This is a genomic window from Methyloligella halotolerans, assembly GCF_001708935.1.
GTDB classification, from domain to species: Bacteria; Pseudomonadota; Alphaproteobacteria; order Rhizobiales; family Methyloligellaceae; genus Methyloligella; species Methyloligella halotolerans.
In genome coordinates, this window is record NZ_MASI01000002.1 from 122,124 (window position 1) to 137,940 (window position 15,817).

At 64.0% G+C, this 15,817-nt stretch carries 17 protein-coding genes and 1 pseudogene; 15 read left to right on the forward strand and 3 right to left on the reverse strand.

From position 1 onward, the window contains the following. The first annotated feature begins 61 nt into the window (after positions 1 to 61). The 11 genes and pseudogenes from A7A08_RS04895 to A7A08_RS04945 all read left to right on the forward strand — a co-directional run bounded on the left by A7A08_RS04895 (position 62) and on the right by A7A08_RS04945 (position 10,646). Complete coding sequence (locus A7A08_RS04895) at positions 62 to 1,462, forward strand: hypothetical protein (protein ID WP_069094415.1); 1,401 nt, start codon at positions 62 to 64, stop codon at positions 1,460 to 1,462. A 300-nt stretch (positions 1,463 to 1,762) separates the two neighbouring features. Continuing rightward, positions 1,763 to 3,193 carry a hypothetical protein gene (locus A7A08_RS16145; protein ID WP_208430573.1) on the forward strand — a complete coding sequence of 477 codons (1,431 nt, stop codon included), beginning with the start codon at positions 1,763 to 1,765 and terminating at the stop codon, positions 3,191 to 3,193. A 222-nt stretch (positions 3,194 to 3,415) separates the two neighbouring features. Further along, complete coding sequence (locus tag A7A08_RS04905) at positions 3,416 to 4,552, forward strand: ABC transporter permease (protein WP_069094417.1); 1,137 nt, start codon at positions 3,416 to 3,418, stop codon at positions 4,550 to 4,552. 3 nt (positions 4,553 to 4,555) lie between these two features. Continuing rightward, entirely contained in the window at positions 4,556 to 5,335 is a 780-nt protein-coding gene (locus A7A08_RS04910; protein WP_069094418.1) for an ABC transporter ATP-binding protein, read from the forward strand. Positions 5,336 to 5,342: 7 nt separating this feature from the next. Next, a complete protein-coding gene (locus A7A08_RS04915; protein WP_069094419.1) occupies positions 5,343 to 6,605 on the forward strand; it encodes an ABC-type transport auxiliary lipoprotein family protein in 1,263 nt (420 codons plus the stop codon). Positions 6,606 to 6,749: 144 nt separating this feature from the next. Further along, positions 6,750 to 8,063: a bifunctional sulfur transferase/dioxygenase Blh gene (gene blh, locus A7A08_RS04920; RefSeq protein ID WP_069094420.1), complete on the forward strand. Its 1,314-nt coding sequence runs from the start codon at positions 6,750 to 6,752 to the stop codon at positions 8,061 to 8,063. A gap of 23 nt (positions 8,064 to 8,086) precedes the next feature. Further along, a complete protein-coding gene (gene bigR, locus A7A08_RS04925) occupies positions 8,087 to 8,422 on the forward strand; it encodes a sulfite-sensing transcriptional repressor BigR (RefSeq protein WP_069094421.1) in 336 nt (111 codons plus the stop codon). Continuing rightward, a complete protein-coding gene (locus A7A08_RS04930; RefSeq protein ID WP_069094422.1) occupies positions 8,419 to 8,832 on the forward strand; it encodes a YeeE/YedE family protein in 414 nt (137 codons plus the stop codon). Before bigR ends, A7A08_RS04930 begins: the two co-directional genes overlap by 4 nt. Next, a complete protein-coding gene (locus A7A08_RS04935) occupies positions 8,832 to 9,260 on the forward strand; it encodes a YeeE/YedE family protein (RefSeq protein ID WP_069094423.1) in 429 nt (142 codons plus the stop codon). Before A7A08_RS04930 ends, A7A08_RS04935 begins: the two co-directional genes overlap by 1 nt. Next, a pseudogene (locus A7A08_RS04940) lies at positions 9,254 to 10,038 on the forward strand (sulfite exporter TauE/SafE family protein). Before A7A08_RS04935 ends, A7A08_RS04940 begins: the two are co-directional and overlap by 7 nt. Positions 10,039 to 10,073: 35 nt before the next feature. After that, entirely contained in the window at positions 10,074 to 10,646 is a 573-nt protein-coding gene (locus A7A08_RS04945; protein ID WP_069094424.1) for a CHAT domain-containing protein, read from the forward strand. Between the two features lie 15 nt (positions 10,647 to 10,661). On the opposite strand, the gene A7A08_RS04950 is transcribed toward A7A08_RS04945, so the two are convergent. Continuing rightward, on the reverse strand, positions 10,662 to 11,153 hold the full coding sequence (locus A7A08_RS04950; RefSeq protein WP_083226465.1) for a DUF3617 domain-containing protein: 492 nt from the start codon (positions 11,151 to 11,153) through the stop codon (positions 10,662 to 10,664). Positions 11,154 to 11,291: 138 nt separating this feature from the next. Beyond that, complete coding sequence (locus A7A08_RS04955; protein ID WP_069094425.1) at positions 11,292 to 12,074, reverse strand: LuxR family transcriptional regulator; 783 nt, start codon at positions 12,072 to 12,074, stop codon at positions 11,292 to 11,294. Positions 12,075 to 12,165: 91 nt separating this feature from the next. On the opposite strand from A7A08_RS04955, the gene A7A08_RS04960 reads away from it, so the two are divergent. From A7A08_RS04960 to A7A08_RS04970, 4 genes are all read left to right on the forward strand, one after another. After that, entirely contained in the window at positions 12,166 to 12,825 is a 660-nt protein-coding gene (locus A7A08_RS04960) for an acyl-homoserine-lactone synthase (RefSeq protein WP_083226466.1), read from the forward strand. Beyond that, complete coding sequence (locus A7A08_RS04965; protein ID WP_069094427.1) at positions 12,785 to 14,074, forward strand: cytochrome P450; 1,290 nt, start codon at positions 12,785 to 12,787, stop codon at positions 14,072 to 14,074. The genes A7A08_RS04960 and A7A08_RS04965 overlap by 41 nt, the downstream gene beginning before the upstream one ends. A 104-nt stretch (positions 14,075 to 14,178) precedes the next feature. Then, entirely contained in the window at positions 14,179 to 14,322 is a 144-nt protein-coding gene (locus tag A7A08_RS16150; protein WP_169822925.1) for a hypothetical protein, read from the forward strand. 176 nt (positions 14,323 to 14,498) lie between these two features. Then, positions 14,499 to 14,975, forward strand: a complete 477-nt coding sequence (locus A7A08_RS04970; RefSeq protein WP_141693848.1) for a hypothetical protein — start codon at positions 14,499 to 14,501, stop codon at positions 14,973 to 14,975. On the opposite strand, the gene olsA is transcribed toward A7A08_RS04970, so the two are convergent. After that, a complete protein-coding gene (gene olsA / locus A7A08_RS04975; protein ID WP_083226467.1) occupies positions 14,972 to 15,817 on the reverse strand; it encodes a lyso-ornithine lipid O-acyltransferase in 846 nt (281 codons plus the stop codon). The genes A7A08_RS04970 and olsA overlap by 4 nt on opposite strands.

Here is a 15,817-nt window from a genome sequence, read left to right on the forward strand (position 1 = left end):
AGCTACGCTTTTCGAGCTCAAGTCCCGGCCGCAGACCGGGCAAGACTAGGGAGTGTGGGGCGTGGAGACTTTTTCCCTTTTGCTGAAGCGGCTGGCCAAAGGCTGGCCCTTGATGTTGCCGCTCGCCGCGATACTGGCGGGCGCGCCTGCCCATGCGCAGGAGATGAAATGGGACTTCTACAAGAGGTCCGACCTGACACCGCCGGCGGCTGTGCTGACCTTCGGCGTGCCGAAGTCGGACAATCAGCAGTTCCGTGCAAGCTGTGAAGGCTCCGATCCGATCATTACGGCCTTCGCCGCGGATGTGGCCGGATTGCCGGAAGGCGCCCCGCTGAATGTGGTGTTCACCGGCGATGCCTACACCGAAACCGTGAAAGCGCGGGCGTCCGGCGTGCAGGGCGGCGGCGAGATCACCGGTTTCGTGTTCGATACGCGTCCCGACGATCCGCTTTGGGTCGCCATGGCCGAGCTGGAGCAGATCAGCTATTCGGCGGGCGGAAAGCCGCCGGTGCCGCTGGCTCTCGACGGCTCGAACGCCCAGGTCAAAGACTTCCTGGACACGTGCGACAAGTACGCGATGCAGGAAGTGGCCGAAGACCCGATCCAGGGCATCGAAGGCAAAGCCGGTATCACCGAGAAGCAGGCCTTCAAAGAGGCCAAGGAAGTCGACACGATCGATGCCTACGAGGCCTTCCTGAAGAACTTCCCGAACGGTCTGCGTGCCGATATGGCCCGCAACCGCATCAATCGTCTCAGCCGCAAGGGCGAGGTCGACGTGATGCCTTCGGGGCCTGCGCCGACCATGAAGACGGTCGATCTGGGCCCAGGCAGCGCAGCCTGGACCAACTATAATCTGGCCCTCGAAGATGGTGCCGCTTCGGTCTACGCGGCCGGTGTCGACGCCAAGGGCATGAAGCTCACGACCTATTGCACGCCGGCCAAGCGGATCCTGATGATCCTGGAGCAGACCAAGGCCGGCTCCTATCCGCAATACGATGCGCGGGTGGCGGAAGGTCTCTCCGATCCGGTGGGTGCGGGCTACGACCCGTCCGCCGGCAAGATGATCGTCAGCTTCCCGAACGGCGCCGAAGTTCCGGGCGCTGCCCATTACCAGCCCGAGAGCGGGTCGATCTCCGTGTCGTCGACGACGGATCCGAGCGGCTTCCTGCCGAATGGCGAGGAGGTTCAGAACCTTCTGACCCAGTCCACGGTCTCCTTCACCGCGCCGCCCTTCAAGGCGACGTTCCAGCTGAAGGGCAGCTCCAAGGCACTCTGCGACGTGGTCAATCGTTGCGAGGCGGTGGTGCCGGCCTGCGGCGCTGAAGGCGTGCTGATCGAGAAGGCCCCGGGCTGCGGGCTGGGCGAGATCCGGATCGACAATCAGTGCATGTCCCGCGAAGAGGCACGCACCTATTGCGGCCCGGGCTACAAGCCCAGCGAGGGAACCTGCGAGCCGCGCTAAGGCGCTCGCGGATCCATCAAGGCCGAGAGGCCACACGTATTGGCGCAGGGCCGTCCGAGTTATCGGGCGGCCCTTTGCTTTTTGCGACTGCCAGACGTGGTGCGGTTGCGCTGTCTTCGTCCCGTAAAAACTGTATGCTCGTGGAATATTCGAACGGGCATTGCGTGTTTTTGGGGGTTGGCCGTGTTTTCTCTATTCTTCGGACGTGCCGCATTCTTTAGCCGTGCTGTGCGCGCGGCGGTTATCCTCTCTCTTGCCATCGTTTTTTCTGCTTCGGCCGCCATGGCCCAAGAGCAAGAGATGGAGTGGAGCGTCTACTCGAACGAAGACGACGGCTTGGCCACTCTGAACTTCGGCGTGCCCGAAACGGACCATCTGCAATTTCAGGCAAGCTGCGAGGCAGCGGAACCGATCCTTATCGAGATCGGCGCGGATGTCTCCGGTCTGCGCGAGGGCGAGACTGTAGACGTTCTCTTCACGGGCGACGCTTACGACCAGACCGTCGAGGCCCGCGTTTCCGGTCTTCAGGCCGAGATCGGCATCACCGGCGTGACGATCAAAACCAAACCCGACGACCCGATCTGGGGCGCCATGAGCGAGCTGGACGAGATCGGGTATGGGGTGAAGGGCAAACCGGCCGAGACCCTGATCCTGAATGGGGCGGGCCCGAAGATTCAAGACTTCCTCGAAGCCTGCAAGGCCTACGCGGAGAACGCCGCTTCCGAGCAAGCGGCGGCGGACGAGGATTCCGGGCCGGGTATCAGCGAGAAGGAAGCCTACGAAGAGGCCAAGGATGTCGGCACGGTCGAGGCCTGGGAAGCGTTCGTGAAGAATTTCCCGTCGGGCTTCCGGGCCGATCTCGCCCGGGCGCGCATCAGCCGTCTCAGCGATCGGGCCGAGGCGCCAGCGCCGGCGCCGGAACAGCCTGCCGCGCCTCCTGCGGCCCCGCCGCCCCCAGCCGCCTCTGCCCCCGCCCCTGCTCCCGCCTTGGGCACAGTCGATCTCGGGCCTGGCTCAGCCTCATGGACGAACTTCAACTATGAGCTGGATGAAGGGAACGCATCGGCCTACGCCGCCGGCGTTCAGGCGAATGGCGTGAAGCTCATCACATATTGTGCGCCGGGCAAGCGGCTGATCCTCCTATTGGAAGAATCTCCCCACGGCGCCTATCCGCAATTCCAGGAGCGGGTGCTGCAAGGACTTTCCAACCCGATCGGCGTCGGATTCGATCCCTCGGCGGGCAAGATGCTGATCAACTACTCCAACGGCGCCAGCGTCGCCGGCACGGCCTATTTCCAAGAGCTCGACGGCAGCGTTCGCGTGACGGACCCCAATGCTCAGGGCGGCTTCCTCCCGGCCGGCGCGGAAGTGTTCAATCTGATCAAGGAATCCACGGCGTCGTTCAGCGCACCCCCCTTCCAGGCGACCTTCCAGTTGAAGGGCAGCAAGAATGCGATCTGCGCGGTCCTCAACCGGTGCGGCGCCGCGGCGCCGGTTTGCGCGCAACCCAAGCCGGCCCTGCGGCCCAAGGACAAACCGCGCGGCGGATGTCGCGCAGGTCAGATCAAGGTCGACGGCAAATGCATGTCTCGGTCCAACGCGATCGGTTATTGCGGACCGGGCTATACGCCGAGGGGTGGGCGCTGCGTGCTGCGGTCCCAGCCTCAGGCGCCGCGCTGCCCGAACGGCCTGGTCTGGAGCGCTCAAGAAGGGTGCCACGAGGACGACTAGCAGGCCGGCCTTCGGATCATGCCGATGAGACGGCCGCTAACGGACCCCCGTCTTCGCGCTTCCGCGAAGGGCCGCGAGGGCGGGCTCCCCACTCTTTGTTAGCCATCCATCTCCGTGCGCATTCGCTTTGCCGCATCAGGTGTGCGACAACCACGGCCTTGTAGGCAGCTGGGCTTGCTCCCACTTTGCGATTGCTGAGGGACGAGCTTCCGGGAGGCATGGGTGAGCGGCGAAGCTCTACTGACAAGTCGGTTCGACGAGGGCGTGCTGGCGCTGACCGCCGGCGGGGCGTGGACGGCGCGCAATGCCGGCGAACTCGAACGTCTTCTGGAAGCGCAGCGCGAAGATGCGGGCGCTGCCAAATCCATCTCCATCGATATGAGCGGCGTGCGGGAGTTCGACAGCTTCGGCGCCTGGCTGCTCGAGCGGCTGACACGGGAGTGGCAGGCGGAGGGCGGAAAGCTCACCGTCGAGCGGCTCCCGGAGCAGGATCACGGCCTGCTTGCGGAAATACGCCAGGTCAACCAGACGCCGCGGGAGCAGCCACGGCGCAGCACGCCTCTGCTGGACGGCCTGGCCCGGTTCGGGCGCGGCGGCGCCTCGGTTCTCGACGACACTGCCGAATTCGCCAACATGCTCGGCGCGATCAGCGTCGCGGGCTTCCGGGTCCTCGGGCGTATTCGCAACTTCCGGCTCACGTCGCTGGTGAACCAGCTCGACCGGGTCGCCTGGCATGCCATCCCCATCATCGTTCTCATCACGCTGCTGATCGGCGGCATCATCGCCCAGCAGGGCATCTTCCATTTCCGCCGCTTCGGGGCGGAGGACTACGCCATCGATCTGGTCGGCGTTCTGGTGATCCGGGAGGTCGGCGTGCTGATCGTTGCCATCATGGTGGCCGGCCGATCGGGCAGCTCCTATACGGCCGAACTCGGCTCCATGATGATGCGCGAGGAGATCGACGCCCTGCGCACCATGGGTTTCAACCCGGTCGAGGTTCTGATGCTGCCGCGCGTGCTGGCGCTCACCCTCGCCTTGCCCGTGCTCACCTTCATCGGCTCCATGGCGGCCCTGCTCGGCGGCGGGATCGTGGCTTGGGTCTATGGCGGCATGAGCCCGGACATCTACATCGCCCGGCTCAGCGACATCCTGACGGTCGACCATTTCAAGGTCGGCATGATCAAGGCGCCGTTCATGGGGCTGGCCATCGGCATCGTCGCCTGCGCCCAGGCCATGAAGGTCAAAGGCTCGGCGGAGTCTCTCGGCCTGCAGACCACGATCTCGGTCGTGAAGTCGATCTTCCTGGTGATCGTCCTGGACGGCTTCTTCGCCATCTTCTTCGCATCCATAGGCATCTGATCCATGGCCGAACCCATCATCATCGCGAAGGATCTGGAGGTCAGCTTCGGGAACAATACGGTTCTCGACGGGCTGTCCCTTTCTGTCCCGCGCGGCGAGATCCTCGGCGTGGTCGGCGCTTCGGGCAGCGGCAAGTCGGTGCTGCTCCGCACGCTGATCGGACTCGTGGCGAAGACCCGCGGCAGCGTCAGCGTGCTCGGCGTCGATCAGGACAGCGCCTCGGAGGAGGAATGGCAGGCGGTGGAGCGGCGCTGGGGCGTGCTATTCCAGCGCGGCGCGCTGTTCTCTTCGCTGACCGTGCTGCAGAACATCCAGTTCCTGATGCGCGAGACGCTCGACATCTCCCAGGAGCTGATGGACGAGGTCGCCATGGCCAAGCTGGAGATGGTGGGCCTGACGCCGGCGGATGCGACCAAGTTCCCGTCCGAGCTTTCGGGCGGGATGACCAAACGCGCAGCGCTCGCCCGCGCGCTCTCCATCGATCCGGAAATCGTCTTCCTCGACGAACCCACCTCGGGGCTCGACCCGATCTCCGCCGGCGAGCTCGACGAGCTCATCAAGACCCTGCAAAAAACCCTGGGGCTCACGGTCTTCATGGTGACCCACGACCTGGAAAGCCTCTATGCGATCTGCGACCGGGTGGCGGCGATCGCCGACGGCAAGATCGTTGCGGACGGGCCGATTTCCACCATGCTCAAAGCAAAGCATCCCTGGGTGAAAGCTTATTTCCGAGGCCAGCGCGGCAATCTTCTCGCCGCCCAACGCGAACAGCCTGCACTGTGAGGCAATAATGGAAACCCGCGCACGCTATATCCTCATCGGAGCCTTCATGCTGGCCGCCATCGTGGCGGTCTTCGCCTTCATCTTCTGGCTGGAAAATGCGGGCGGCTTCTCCGAGAAGAGCAGATACGACATCCGCTTCTCCAGCCCGGTTTCGGGCCTTTATGCGGGTTCGCCTGTGCTGTTCAACGGGATCCGGGCCGGCGAGGTCACCAAGCTGTCCCTCGATCCGAAGCGGCCGGAGCGCGTCATCGTGTCGGTCGCGGTGGATAGCGACGTGCCCATCCGGAAGGATACGAAGATCGGCGTGGCGGCGCAGGGCCTGACGGGATCGAGCGCGGTGACGCTTATCGGCGGTTCGGAGGATGCCCCAAAGCTCGAAGCCAAGAACGGCAAGCCGCCGACGCTGATCGCGCCGCCCGATGCGAGCTACGACCTCGTGCAGGCGGCGCAAGGCGTGCTGAGCAAGACGGACGCGATCCTCGACGAGAACCGGAAGAGCCTGCACACGCTGCTCGGCAATTTCGAAAACTTCTCACAGACCCTGTCGGACAATTCGAGCGGTCTTGAGGACATGATCAAAGGCATCTCGGATTTCGTCGGGACCGGCGACGAGAACGCGCCGAAGGTGAAGGTCTTCGAGCTCGCCTCGGCGAGCGGCTTCGACGGCAAGCCCGAGAAGCCCGATTGGCAGCTTCTCGTGGCCGATCCGATGGCTCAACTCTCCATGACGTCGGAAAACATCAGCGAGGTTTCCGGCGACGGAGAGACGACGACCCTCAGCGACGCCCAGTGGACGGATTCCGTGCCGAGCCTGATCAACGAGGCCGTCATCAAGAGCTTCGAGAATGCCGGCTATCTGGGGTCGGTGAGCCGATCGACGGATATGTTCGATGCCGATTACCGGCTCGAAACGGATCTCCATCGCTTCGACGTGGTGAACGACGGCGACAAGCCCATGGCGACCATCGATTTCGTCGCCAAGGTCGTGGACCGGGACGGCAAGATCGTCGGCGCCAAGGAGTTCAAGCGTTCGACGCCGATCTCGGCCGCGGAAGCGAAACTGGCCGCGCCCGCTCTCAACAAGGAGTTCACCGAGATCCAGAAGGAGCTGGTGCCCTGGACCATCCAAGTGATCTCCGAGGCGCCGAAGCCCGACGCGGGGGCCACCGTGGATGGAGGTGACGGGTCCGATATGAATGGCGGGTCCGAGGATTTGGCGCCGCCCCAGGACGTGGAACCGCCTAAGGACGTCGCGCCACCCGCTCCCTAGGAGCGGCTTACCCCTCAAATCCCAACCGCGACCCGATCCCCTGCGGCCGTGCAGCGCTTGACGTCTCATTATTATATATTATATGCAACTGTATAATTATGCGGTTGTGAGACGAAGCCTGAGAAGGCCAGGAGTGAAAAGGTCATGGATTACGTTCGCGTCACGGATCGGTTTGCGGTCGCAAAGCAGCCGAGGCTGGAGGATATCGAAACTCTGGCGAAGGAGGGTTTCCAGACGCTGGTGAACGCCCGCCCGGAAGGCGAGGAGCCGGGTCAGCCCAGCTCGCCCGCGGAAGGCGAGGCAGCGCGAAAGGCGGGCATGGCATACGCGCATGTTCCGGTCGGCGTGAAGTCAATCACCTACGAGGACGTGCGGGACTTTCAGAAAGCGATGCAGGAATCGGACGGCCCCGTCATCGGCCATTGCAAGAGCGGCCTGCGGGCGCTTGCGCTTTATACGATCGGCGAGGTGGTCGACGGACGCATGGGCGCCGACGAGGTGGCCGCGTTCGGTAAGCGGCTGGGCTTCGATCTCTCCCTGTTGGAGACGTGGCTGAACACCAACGGCACCAAGCCCGTCAGCGAGGGTCCGCCCACTGTGCGGGGCTTCTATGAGCACCGGACGGGCAGCGCGCAATACGTGGTGTCGGACCCGGCGACGAAGCAATGCGCGATCATCGACCCGGTCTTGGATTTCGATCCCAAATCGGGCCAGCTCTCCACGGAGCAGGCCGACAACATCCTCGGCTATATCGAGCGGGAGGGGCTGACGGTCGCCTGGATCCTGGATACCCATCCCCACGCCGACCATCTGTCCGCCGCCCGGTATCTGAAGGAGAAGACCGGCGCGCCGACGGGGATCGGCGAGCACGTGGTGGACGTGCAAGGCCTCTGGAAGGATTACTACAACTGGCCGGAGTTCTCCGACGACGGTTCTCAGTGGGATCACCTGTTTAAGGATGGCGAGACGTTCAAGGTCGGCGATCTCGCCGGCAAGGTGATGTTCTCGCCGGGCCATACGCTGGCCTCGGTGACTTATGTGATCGGGGATGCCGCTTTCGTGCACGACACGATCTTCATGCCCGATACCGGCACGGCCCGCGCGGACTTTCCCGGCGGCAGCGCCAAGACGCTGTGGGAGTCGATCCAGGCCATCCTGACACTGCCGGACGAGACGCGGCTTTTCACCGGTCACGACTACCGGCATGGCGGACGGCCGCCTCTGTGGGAAAGCACCGTCGGCGAGCAGAAGCGCACCAATTCCCACCTCAATGGCGTGGACGAGGCGGACTATATCGAGATCCGCGAGGGGCGCGATGCGACCCTGCCGATGCCCGAGCAGATCTTGCACGCCCTGCAGGTGAACATGAACGGCGGGCGGCTGCCCGAGCCGGAAGCCAACGGCCGGCGCTATTTCAAGTATCCGCTGGATCTGCTGACCGGCGCGGCGTGGGAATAAGCAGCGGCGCGGGAGTGACAGAGATGGCTCAGGCGAAAGTCCTAGCGAAAGACATACCGCTCGATGAGATGGAGGGCCGGGCGGGAGAGGTGGCGAAGCTTCTGAAGACCCTCGCCCATCCGTCGCGGCTGATGCTCGTCTGCACCCTGGTGGAGGGCGAGTTCTCCGTCGGCGCGCTGGAGGAGAAGCTGGATCTTCACCAGCCGAACCTCTCCCAGCATCTCACTGTGCTGCGCGATGCGGGCATCGTGGAGACGCGCCGGGAATCGCGGCAGATCTTCTATCGGCTGACCGAGCAGAAAGCGGCCCAGCTGATCGAGGCGCTGTATCACATCTTCTGCGAGGAGCGCGCGCCATGAGCGCCTACCTGCCGTCCCTCGTCGGGGGCATGCTGATCGGGCTTTCCGTGGCGCTCTTCATGGTTCTGAACGGCCGGGTTGCCGGGATCAGCGGCATCGTCGCAGGACTGTTCCGCAAACCGGACGAGCGGCTCGCCGCAAATCTCCTATTCGTGGCGGGGCTGCTGGCCGGACCGGTGCTCTACCACGCTATGTGGGGTGACTGGCCGATCTTCCGACCCGAAGGCGGGCTGTTCCTGTTCGGGGCCGCCGGACTTCTGGTCGGCTTCGGCAGCCGGCTCGGCTCGGGCTGCACGAGCGGCCACGGGGTGGCCGGCCTCGCCAGGCTCTCTCCGCGGTCCATCGCGGCGGTCGCGACCTTTCTCGCCACGGCTATCGTTACCGTGTTCGTGATGGGGCTCGCGTCGTGATGGCGGGTCTTCGGCTGCTGTCCGCTCTCATTCTCGGCGCCGTGTTCGGGTTCGGGCTGGCAATCTCGGGCATGCTCGACCCGGCACGGGTGCGCGGCTTCCTGGATATCGCGGGCAACTGGGATCCAAGCCTCGGCTTCGTGCTGGCCGGCGCGGTGCTGGTGGCCGGTCTCGGCCGTCTGGTGCAGACGCGCCTTTCCCACCCCCTTCTGTCCGACCGGTTTCACCTTCCCGAGAAAACGCAGATCGATGCTCGGCTGATCACGGGCGCCGCCATCTTCGGCATCGGCTGGGGCATGGCGGGGCTTTGCCCGGGTCCGGCGGTCGCCGATCTCATGCTCGGTGCGCCGGCGGTTCTCGTCTTCGTGCCGGCCATGATCGTTGGCATGCTGCTGCACGACCGGCTCGCGGCGGACGGAACATGCTGAGCATCGCCCTGGCTGTCGGCTGCGGCGCGCTGGTCGGCTTCGCCCTCGGGCTGATCGGCGGCGGCGGATCGATCCTGGCCACGCCGCTGCTCCTCTATGTTGTCGGGATCGAACAGACTCATATCGCCATCGGCACCAGCGCGTTGGCCGTGTCGGTCAATGCCTTCGGCAATTTTGCAGCCCATGCACGGGCGGGTCATGTCTGGTGGCGCTGCGCTCTCGTCTTCGCCGCGATCGGTACGCTCGGTGCGCTCCTGGGCTCGACCTTCGGGAAGGCCATGGATGGGGAGCGGCTGCTCTTCCTCTTTGGGATCGTTATGATCGTGGTCGGCGCCTTCATGCTGAAGCCGCGCAAGCCCAGCGGCGCGGGGCCTCAGGAGCTCAAGAAGACCGATCTCAAAACCTGCCTGATCACCGGCGCGGTCGCGCTGGTGGCCGGCGGCGTCTCGGGTTTCTTCGGCATCGGCGGCGGATTCCTCATCGTGCCGGGCCTGATCCTCGCCACGGGCATGCCCACCATCAATGCGGTGGGATCGTCCCTCTTCGCCGTCGGAACCTTCGGTCTCGCCACGGCGCTGAACTATGCGCGGTCCGGCCTGATCGACTGGCCGGTCACCGCCCTATTCGTCGCAGGCGCCTGGCCGGCGGCCTGGCGGGGACCGCGGCAGCGAAACGGCTGTCCGGTTCGAAGGACCTGCTCTCCCAGGTATTCGCCGTGCTGATTTTCATCGTCGCCGGCTATATCCTCTACCGGAGCCGCAGCGCCTTTCTCAGCTAGGGCCGCCTCCTCGACACGCTTCCCGGATTCGCCTCATGGCCGTCGACGAAAGCTTCTTCATCCCCAGGAGACCGATCGGAATCGTCGCCGTGGGCGATCAGGGCGAGGCTCTGGTGCTACGTGCGATCCTGGAGAATCTCGGTGCTGCCGTGAGCCTTCATCTTGCCGGCACGCCGGGAGATTTCCTGAAGGTCGTCGGCCAAGGGCCAACCGCGCCGCCGGTGCTGATCATCTCGGGTCATGGGGACGAGACCGGCTTCATCTTCGGCGAGTACAGCTCGCGGATCGACGTTTCAATGCTGAGCGACGGCAGCCTCAACGCCCGAGGTCTGGCGGAGGAGGTCGACCTGCCCGGCACCGCCGTTATCAGCACGGCATGCGCGACGGGCGGCAAGGACTTCGCGGCCGCCTTTCTTCGCGGCGGCGCCTCGGCCTATATGGCGCCCGAAGGTTTCCCGGTCGGCGCCGACATCCCTCTGTTCGTTCACCTGCTGATGCACGGGATGCTGCGCCATGGAATGCCGCTGCGCGAGGCATTCCGGCGCGCCCAGGTCACGACAGAACTCTACGAGCGCTTCACGCTGTACGGCGCGGAGCCCCGCGGCTAGCGGATCCTCCGTTCCCTACTGCTTGCTCTGCTCCTTGGCGGCATCGCCCTCGGTGCAGTCGGGACCGATATACTTTCCGTCGATGGTCACGCCGAACCGGTCCTGCCCGCCCATGGGCGGATCGAAGCTCATCTTCACGACCGCGTGGTAGCGCTCGTCGAAATTTCCGTTCAGCGCCGTGCTGATGGTCTGCTTGGCGTCCTTCACCGTGCAGGTGACGTTGACGATGGTCTCGGAGCCGGCCTCGAGAACCTCCGGCTCGCCGCATTTGCCGGCGTTCTTCGGCACGGCGATATTGTCGTCCTCAGCCACACAGACATCGAAGACGCGCTTTCCGACGCCGGGGGTCACCGTGGTGAGCTGCCAATGGCCAGGCTTGCGCTTGGGGATCTCCGCGGCTTGCGCGACGGAAGCCTGGAAAGACAGGGCGGCGGCCAGCACGACACCGGCAGCGGAGACGGCGGCAAAGCGGAGCGTCGGATTGCGGAGTGCTTGAAAGCGGAACATAGAACGGCGCTTCCTCCATGGCTTTTGTCTGCAGTTCGGGCGTTTCCCGATCGGCGCGGACCATAGCGCAGACGGCCATGAGAAAAGTGCCCATTCTCCTTGCGCAGAGTTCCCGCGTGTCACCGGCGCGGGTGCTGCTCAGACGTCGATGAGGCCGAGATAGATCGCCTTCACCACGGCATGGGTCTTGTTGCTGGCGTTGAGCTTGGCGATGGCATGGCGGAGGTGGGTCTCCACGGTCGCCTGTGAGATGAACAGGATATCGGCGGTGTCGGCGACTGTCTTGCCGCGTGCGGCCCAGGAGAGAGCATCGCGCTCGCGGTCGGTCAGGGCCACGGCGGTGCGCGGATCGGCCTGGGTCTCCAGCAGCCCCTGACGATTGCGGTGCTGCTCGGCGATGATGTCGATCGCCCGCTGCGCCCAATAGATCATGATCAGGTGGAGGTCATAGCGCTTCCTGGACAGAAGGAAGCGATATTTTTTCACCGGATCGGTCCAGTAGAACGCCGAAGAAGACGAAAAAACGCGTCCCAGAGGGTCGGTATAGTGGAAGGGAACCACGAATCCTTCGGTAAATCCGTGGTCGTGGGCCGCCTCCATTACCTTGCAGGCACCGGATTTCCGGCCCGATCCGTCGTAGCGGGGGACCTCAACCTCGTCCCAGGAGAAGGGCGCGTTGCTTCGCCTCACACGGGTGACGCACGGATCTACATGCACAAACCCATTTGAAATGTAGGTTTGAACCCAGTTTTCCGGGGTCGTGCCAATATAGTAGGGCACATCGACATGAGGATTACCGGCGTCAAGCATGTTGAACGAGGAAAAGCCGAAGTCCTCGATAATATCTTGCAACGCATGCTTGAGCTCGTCGGTAGAACTACACGTCTCTATCGACCCAATCGCCTCTTCCAATTTAACCATTACTTAAACTCCCGATTTTTCGGGACTGGTGCTCCTTGGCCATGGGCATGACATTGGAGGCGAGTTTCACATTAAGACGGCGGTCCATGTCATGGATAACGTTTCGCAATCTTACCGCGCAGTATTCTGCCGAGCAAAAGACGATCCGCACACTGTCTATGGGTTGCAGCGGTTTCGCAAGGCACTCTTTGTCGACGAGCTCGGCTGGGACCTGACGACTTTCGGCGATCGTGAGTCCGATCAGTTCGATACGGATGTCGCCATTCACTGTGCCCTGTTGCAGGGCGACGAGATCATCGGCGGCTTTCGCGCCATCCCCACCAACCAAAGTTACCTCGTCAAGGACGTGTTTCCGCAGCTCGCAACATTGCGTGCCTATCCCTCGCGCGCAGATGTGTGGGAGATAAGTCGCTTCGGTGTGGCTCCCTGCACCGAGCGACTTCATCTCGCGCGGACTCTCTACTCCTTGATGTTCCGCTTCGGCTACTCGCGCCGGGCCTCGGCTCTCGTTGCGCTGGCCGATCTCACCTACGAGCGCTTCCTCACCCGGCTCGGCATTCGCACCCGGCGCTACGGACCCCCGCAGATCATCGGGACCGACCGCTCCGGGCGGCGGCTTCGGGCCGTCGCCGGCGAGATCCCGCTGCAAGATCAGGCCGGCGAGAAATTCCAAACGCTTCTTTCACTAGCCAACAAACTGGACGTTCACGATGAGACACTTGTTCGCGGATCTGAGCGCATTTCGGCGTGACCCTCTCGGCTTCATGCGGGAGAAGGGCAACGGTACGGACGAGCCTCTAGTCAAGCTCGCCCTGGGGCCACAGCCAGTCTATCTGGTGAACTCGCCGGAGCTGGTGAAGCCCGTCCTCAACCACACCGAGGACGCAATCGACAAGGGCAAATACATCAAGAAGCTGAAGCCCGCCTTCGGCAACAGCTTCCTCTTGATGAGCGGCAAGGAATCCAAGCGCCGCCGCGAGGTGGTGCATGCCACGCTCGGCCGATCCACGGTGCTGGAGCAGGTCCCGGCCATGGCGGCGACCATCCGGCAGCTGGCCGGTGCGCTCGCCCTGGAGGAGCAGTTCAACGTCCATAAGGTGACGGGTCCCCTGACCTTGCGGCTCATCTCGGTGGCCCTGTTCGGCCATCAGGTGCTCTCGCCGGCCGACGAGCTGGCGCTGCTGCGCGCCGTGCATCTGATCGAGCACGAACTCGAGGAGGACATGTTCCGGATCTGGCCGCGCGGGCCGAAATCCTGGCTGCGCCGCCGACGGAAATATGCCGAGGCGCACCGGATCATGGGTCTGGTGGTGAAGCGGGTTCGCGAGAATGCCGGCAGCTCCAGCGTGCTGACCTCCCTGGAGGAGATGGGTCTTTCGGATAACGACATCCGGGATGAGATCCTCACCATGTTGCTGGCGGGCCATCACACCACGGCTTCGGCCGCGGTCTGGGTTCTCTACTACTTGACCACCCAGGCGGGCCTGGCGGACCGGATTGCGCGGGAGTGCGCGGTCGTTACCGACGACTCAGGCGATATCGTTGCGGCGGACCTGAAGAACGCGCCGGTGAGCATGGCGCTGGCCCGGGAAGTGCTCCGGCTCTATCCCTCGGCTTGGTGGTTCTCGCGGGAAACCAAGAAAACCGTCGAGATCGCCGGCCACACCCTCAAGAAGGGCAGCGCCCTCATCATCTGCCCCTGGCAGATGCAGCGGCACCCGGCCTATTGGGACGATCCGGACTCCTTCCGCATGGACCGGCAGTTCAACAACAAGGCCTACATCCCCTTCGGCGTCGGACCGCGTACCTGCGTGGGCATGGGGGTGGCGCTGCTCGAGCTTCAGCTTCTGGCGCTCGAGTTCGCCTCGGCCTATCACCTCTCTGCGGTGAGCGAGACACCTGCGCCGGAGCCCCGGGCTTCCCTGACGCTGATCCCGCCGCCGATCGAGCTGAGCCTCACCATCCGCGAGAACATCGCGTTCGACGAGGCGGCGGCGTAGCAGCCTTGAGCTCCAATCGCAGTCATGACGAATTCGGGCCGGAACCTGCTTCCGGCCCGATAACTGAGACGGGAACGGCTGGGGGCGGCAGCTCCATCTGGCCGATGATCGCGGCGCTGGATTACATGCTCGTCGAGATGCGCGGGCTCAGCCCGATGAGCGCTCACTTCATGCGCATGGCGCGGCAGAATCTTCTCGACGAACACTTTGCCCGCAAGGCGTGCAAGAACCGGAAGCCGGCACTCTGACGCGACAGCATCCTGTGGAAATCTTGGGCGGAGTCGGAAAAAGCCACTCGGGCCTAAGCTCTTCTGTCATCTTGCCATTTTCCTGCCTGAGAGACATGCGGAACTAGAGGCCCAAGCGGCCCGCGAGTCTTTCAGGCGCGTTTCGAGGCCGCTCAATAGTAAGGAGGCGGGGGTACATGCGTGACATTCGTAGAGATTTGCAGGATCGGGCTCAGCTCCTCGAGGAGGAGATCACCGCTGCGCAGACTCAGTTCGAGCAGAAGGTGGAGCAGCTGAAGACCGAGCGCGATGCCAGGATCCATGAGATCAAGGACGAGCTCAGTGCGCTCGGCCGTCTGATCGATGCCGAGAAGCGGCGCATGGAAGGCGGCAGCGTTCAGCACACCGCCGAGGTCGCCACGCTGCCGCCGAATCAGCAGGCGCTGATCGATTTCGTGCTGCGTAAGCTCGGCGAGAACGGTCCGATGACCCTGGACCAGCTGCGCAACCTTTCGATCCAGGAAGGCTTCTTCTCCGATCCCGATGCGGCGGGACGCGGCATGCAGACGATCCTGATGGCTGTGGCCCGCGGCGGGCGCATCCGGCAGCTGCCGAACGGCACTTTCGCCCCGGCCCTGCTCATGGACACCCTGCGTCAGCGCCAGGCCGTCTAAGCAGGTTCGGCGATTTCGCCATCGACAGGTGCGGCGGGACTTTGCGGCTTCAGCGGCTTTCCACGAGCCAGCTCGATCACGTCCCGCCGTACTCTTTCTTCCGTGTAGCGGGCCAAGGCTTTCCGGTCCGCGAAATCGTCCAGCGGCACGGGCGGGCCAAGGCGGATCGAGACGTCCAGCGGTCCGAGGCCCAGAAGCCGCCAACCGTGACTTCCCATATCCATATCGCCATACCAGCCGATCAGGTGCCGCCGCCGGCTGCCGACGGGCAGGCCGTAGATCTTGCGGTAGGTGATCGCCAGGGTCTGGACCGAGATGTCGTGATGCACGGGCTCGGCCTTGGACGACTTCACCGCGGCGAACAGTGACGTCTTGAACGGCAGCACGGTATTGCCGTCGCTGCTCGTGCCCTCTGCGAAGAGAACCACCATATCGCCCGCCTCCAGGCGGCGCAGGATCTCGCTCGTCTTCTCGGTGACCTCGGTCTTCCTCTCGCGATTCACAAAGACGGTACGTTGAAGCTTGGCGAGCCAGCTGACGAAAGGCCAGGTCGAGATCTCGCGCTTGGCGATGAAGGAGACGGGCGCGACGGAGGAGATGACCGGAATGTCGAGCCACGAGACGTGGTTGGAGACGAGCAGCACGCCCCGGTTCGATTCGACGCTCCCTTCCACCGCGACCCGGATGCCCAGGATCTTGCAGACCCAGCGATGATACCAGTGCGGGAAGCTGCGGGCGTAGGCCGATCTGCTCCGGACGAAGAGGAGCTGGAATGGCATCAGCGGCACGGTGAACAGGAAGAACACCGAAAGCACGACGAAGGCCCGGACATGCCGCATCAT

What these genes read in the sequence shown, in the direction of transcription:
- A7A08_RS04970 (WP_141693848.1), top strand. Translation starts at nt 14,499, where the DNA reads ATGCGTGACATTCGTAGAGATTTGCAGGATCGGGCTCAGCTCCTCGAG.
- A7A08_RS16150 (WP_169822925.1), top strand. Translation starts at nt 14,179, where the DNA reads ATGATCGCGGCGCTGGATTACATGCTCGTCGAGATGCGCGGGCTCAGC.
- bigR (WP_069094421.1), top strand. Translation starts at nt 8,087, where the DNA reads ATGGCTCAGGCGAAAGTCCTAGCGAAAGACATACCGCTCGATGAGATG.
- A7A08_RS04930 (WP_069094422.1), top strand. Translation starts at nt 8,419, where the DNA reads ATGAGCGCCTACCTGCCGTCCCTCGTCGGGGGCATGCTGATCGGGCTT.
- olsA (WP_083226467.1), bottom strand. Translation starts at nt 15,817, where the DNA reads ATGATGCGGCATGTCCGGGCCTTCGTCGTGCTTTCGGTGTTCTTCCTG.
- A7A08_RS04965 (WP_069094427.1), top strand. Translation starts at nt 12,785, where the DNA reads ATGAGACACTTGTTCGCGGATCTGAGCGCATTTCGGCGTGACCCTCTC.
- blh (WP_069094420.1), top strand. Translation starts at nt 6,750, where the DNA reads ATGGATTACGTTCGCGTCACGGATCGGTTTGCGGTCGCAAAGCAGCCG.
- A7A08_RS04915 (WP_069094419.1), top strand. Translation starts at nt 5,343, where the DNA reads ATGGAAACCCGCGCACGCTATATCCTCATCGGAGCCTTCATGCTGGCC.
- A7A08_RS04935 (WP_069094423.1), top strand. Translation starts at nt 8,832, where the DNA reads ATGGCGGGTCTTCGGCTGCTGTCCGCTCTCATTCTCGGCGCCGTGTTC.
- A7A08_RS04950 (WP_083226465.1), bottom strand. Translation starts at nt 11,153, where the DNA reads ATGTTCCGCTTTCAAGCACTCCGCAATCCGACGCTCCGCTTTGCCGCC.
- A7A08_RS04910 (WP_069094418.1), top strand. Translation starts at nt 4,556, where the DNA reads ATGGCCGAACCCATCATCATCGCGAAGGATCTGGAGGTCAGCTTCGGG.
- A7A08_RS16145 (WP_208430573.1), top strand. Translation starts at nt 1,763, where the DNA reads ATGGAGTGGAGCGTCTACTCGAACGAAGACGACGGCTTGGCCACTCTG.
- A7A08_RS04945 (WP_069094424.1), top strand. Translation starts at nt 10,074, where the DNA reads ATGGCCGTCGACGAAAGCTTCTTCATCCCCAGGAGACCGATCGGAATC.
- A7A08_RS04955 (WP_069094425.1), bottom strand. Translation starts at nt 12,074, where the DNA reads ATGGTTAAATTGGAAGAGGCGATTGGGTCGATAGAGACGTGTAGTTCT.
- A7A08_RS04960 (WP_083226466.1), top strand. Translation starts at nt 12,166, where the DNA reads ATGGATAACGTTTCGCAATCTTACCGCGCAGTATTCTGCCGAGCAAAA.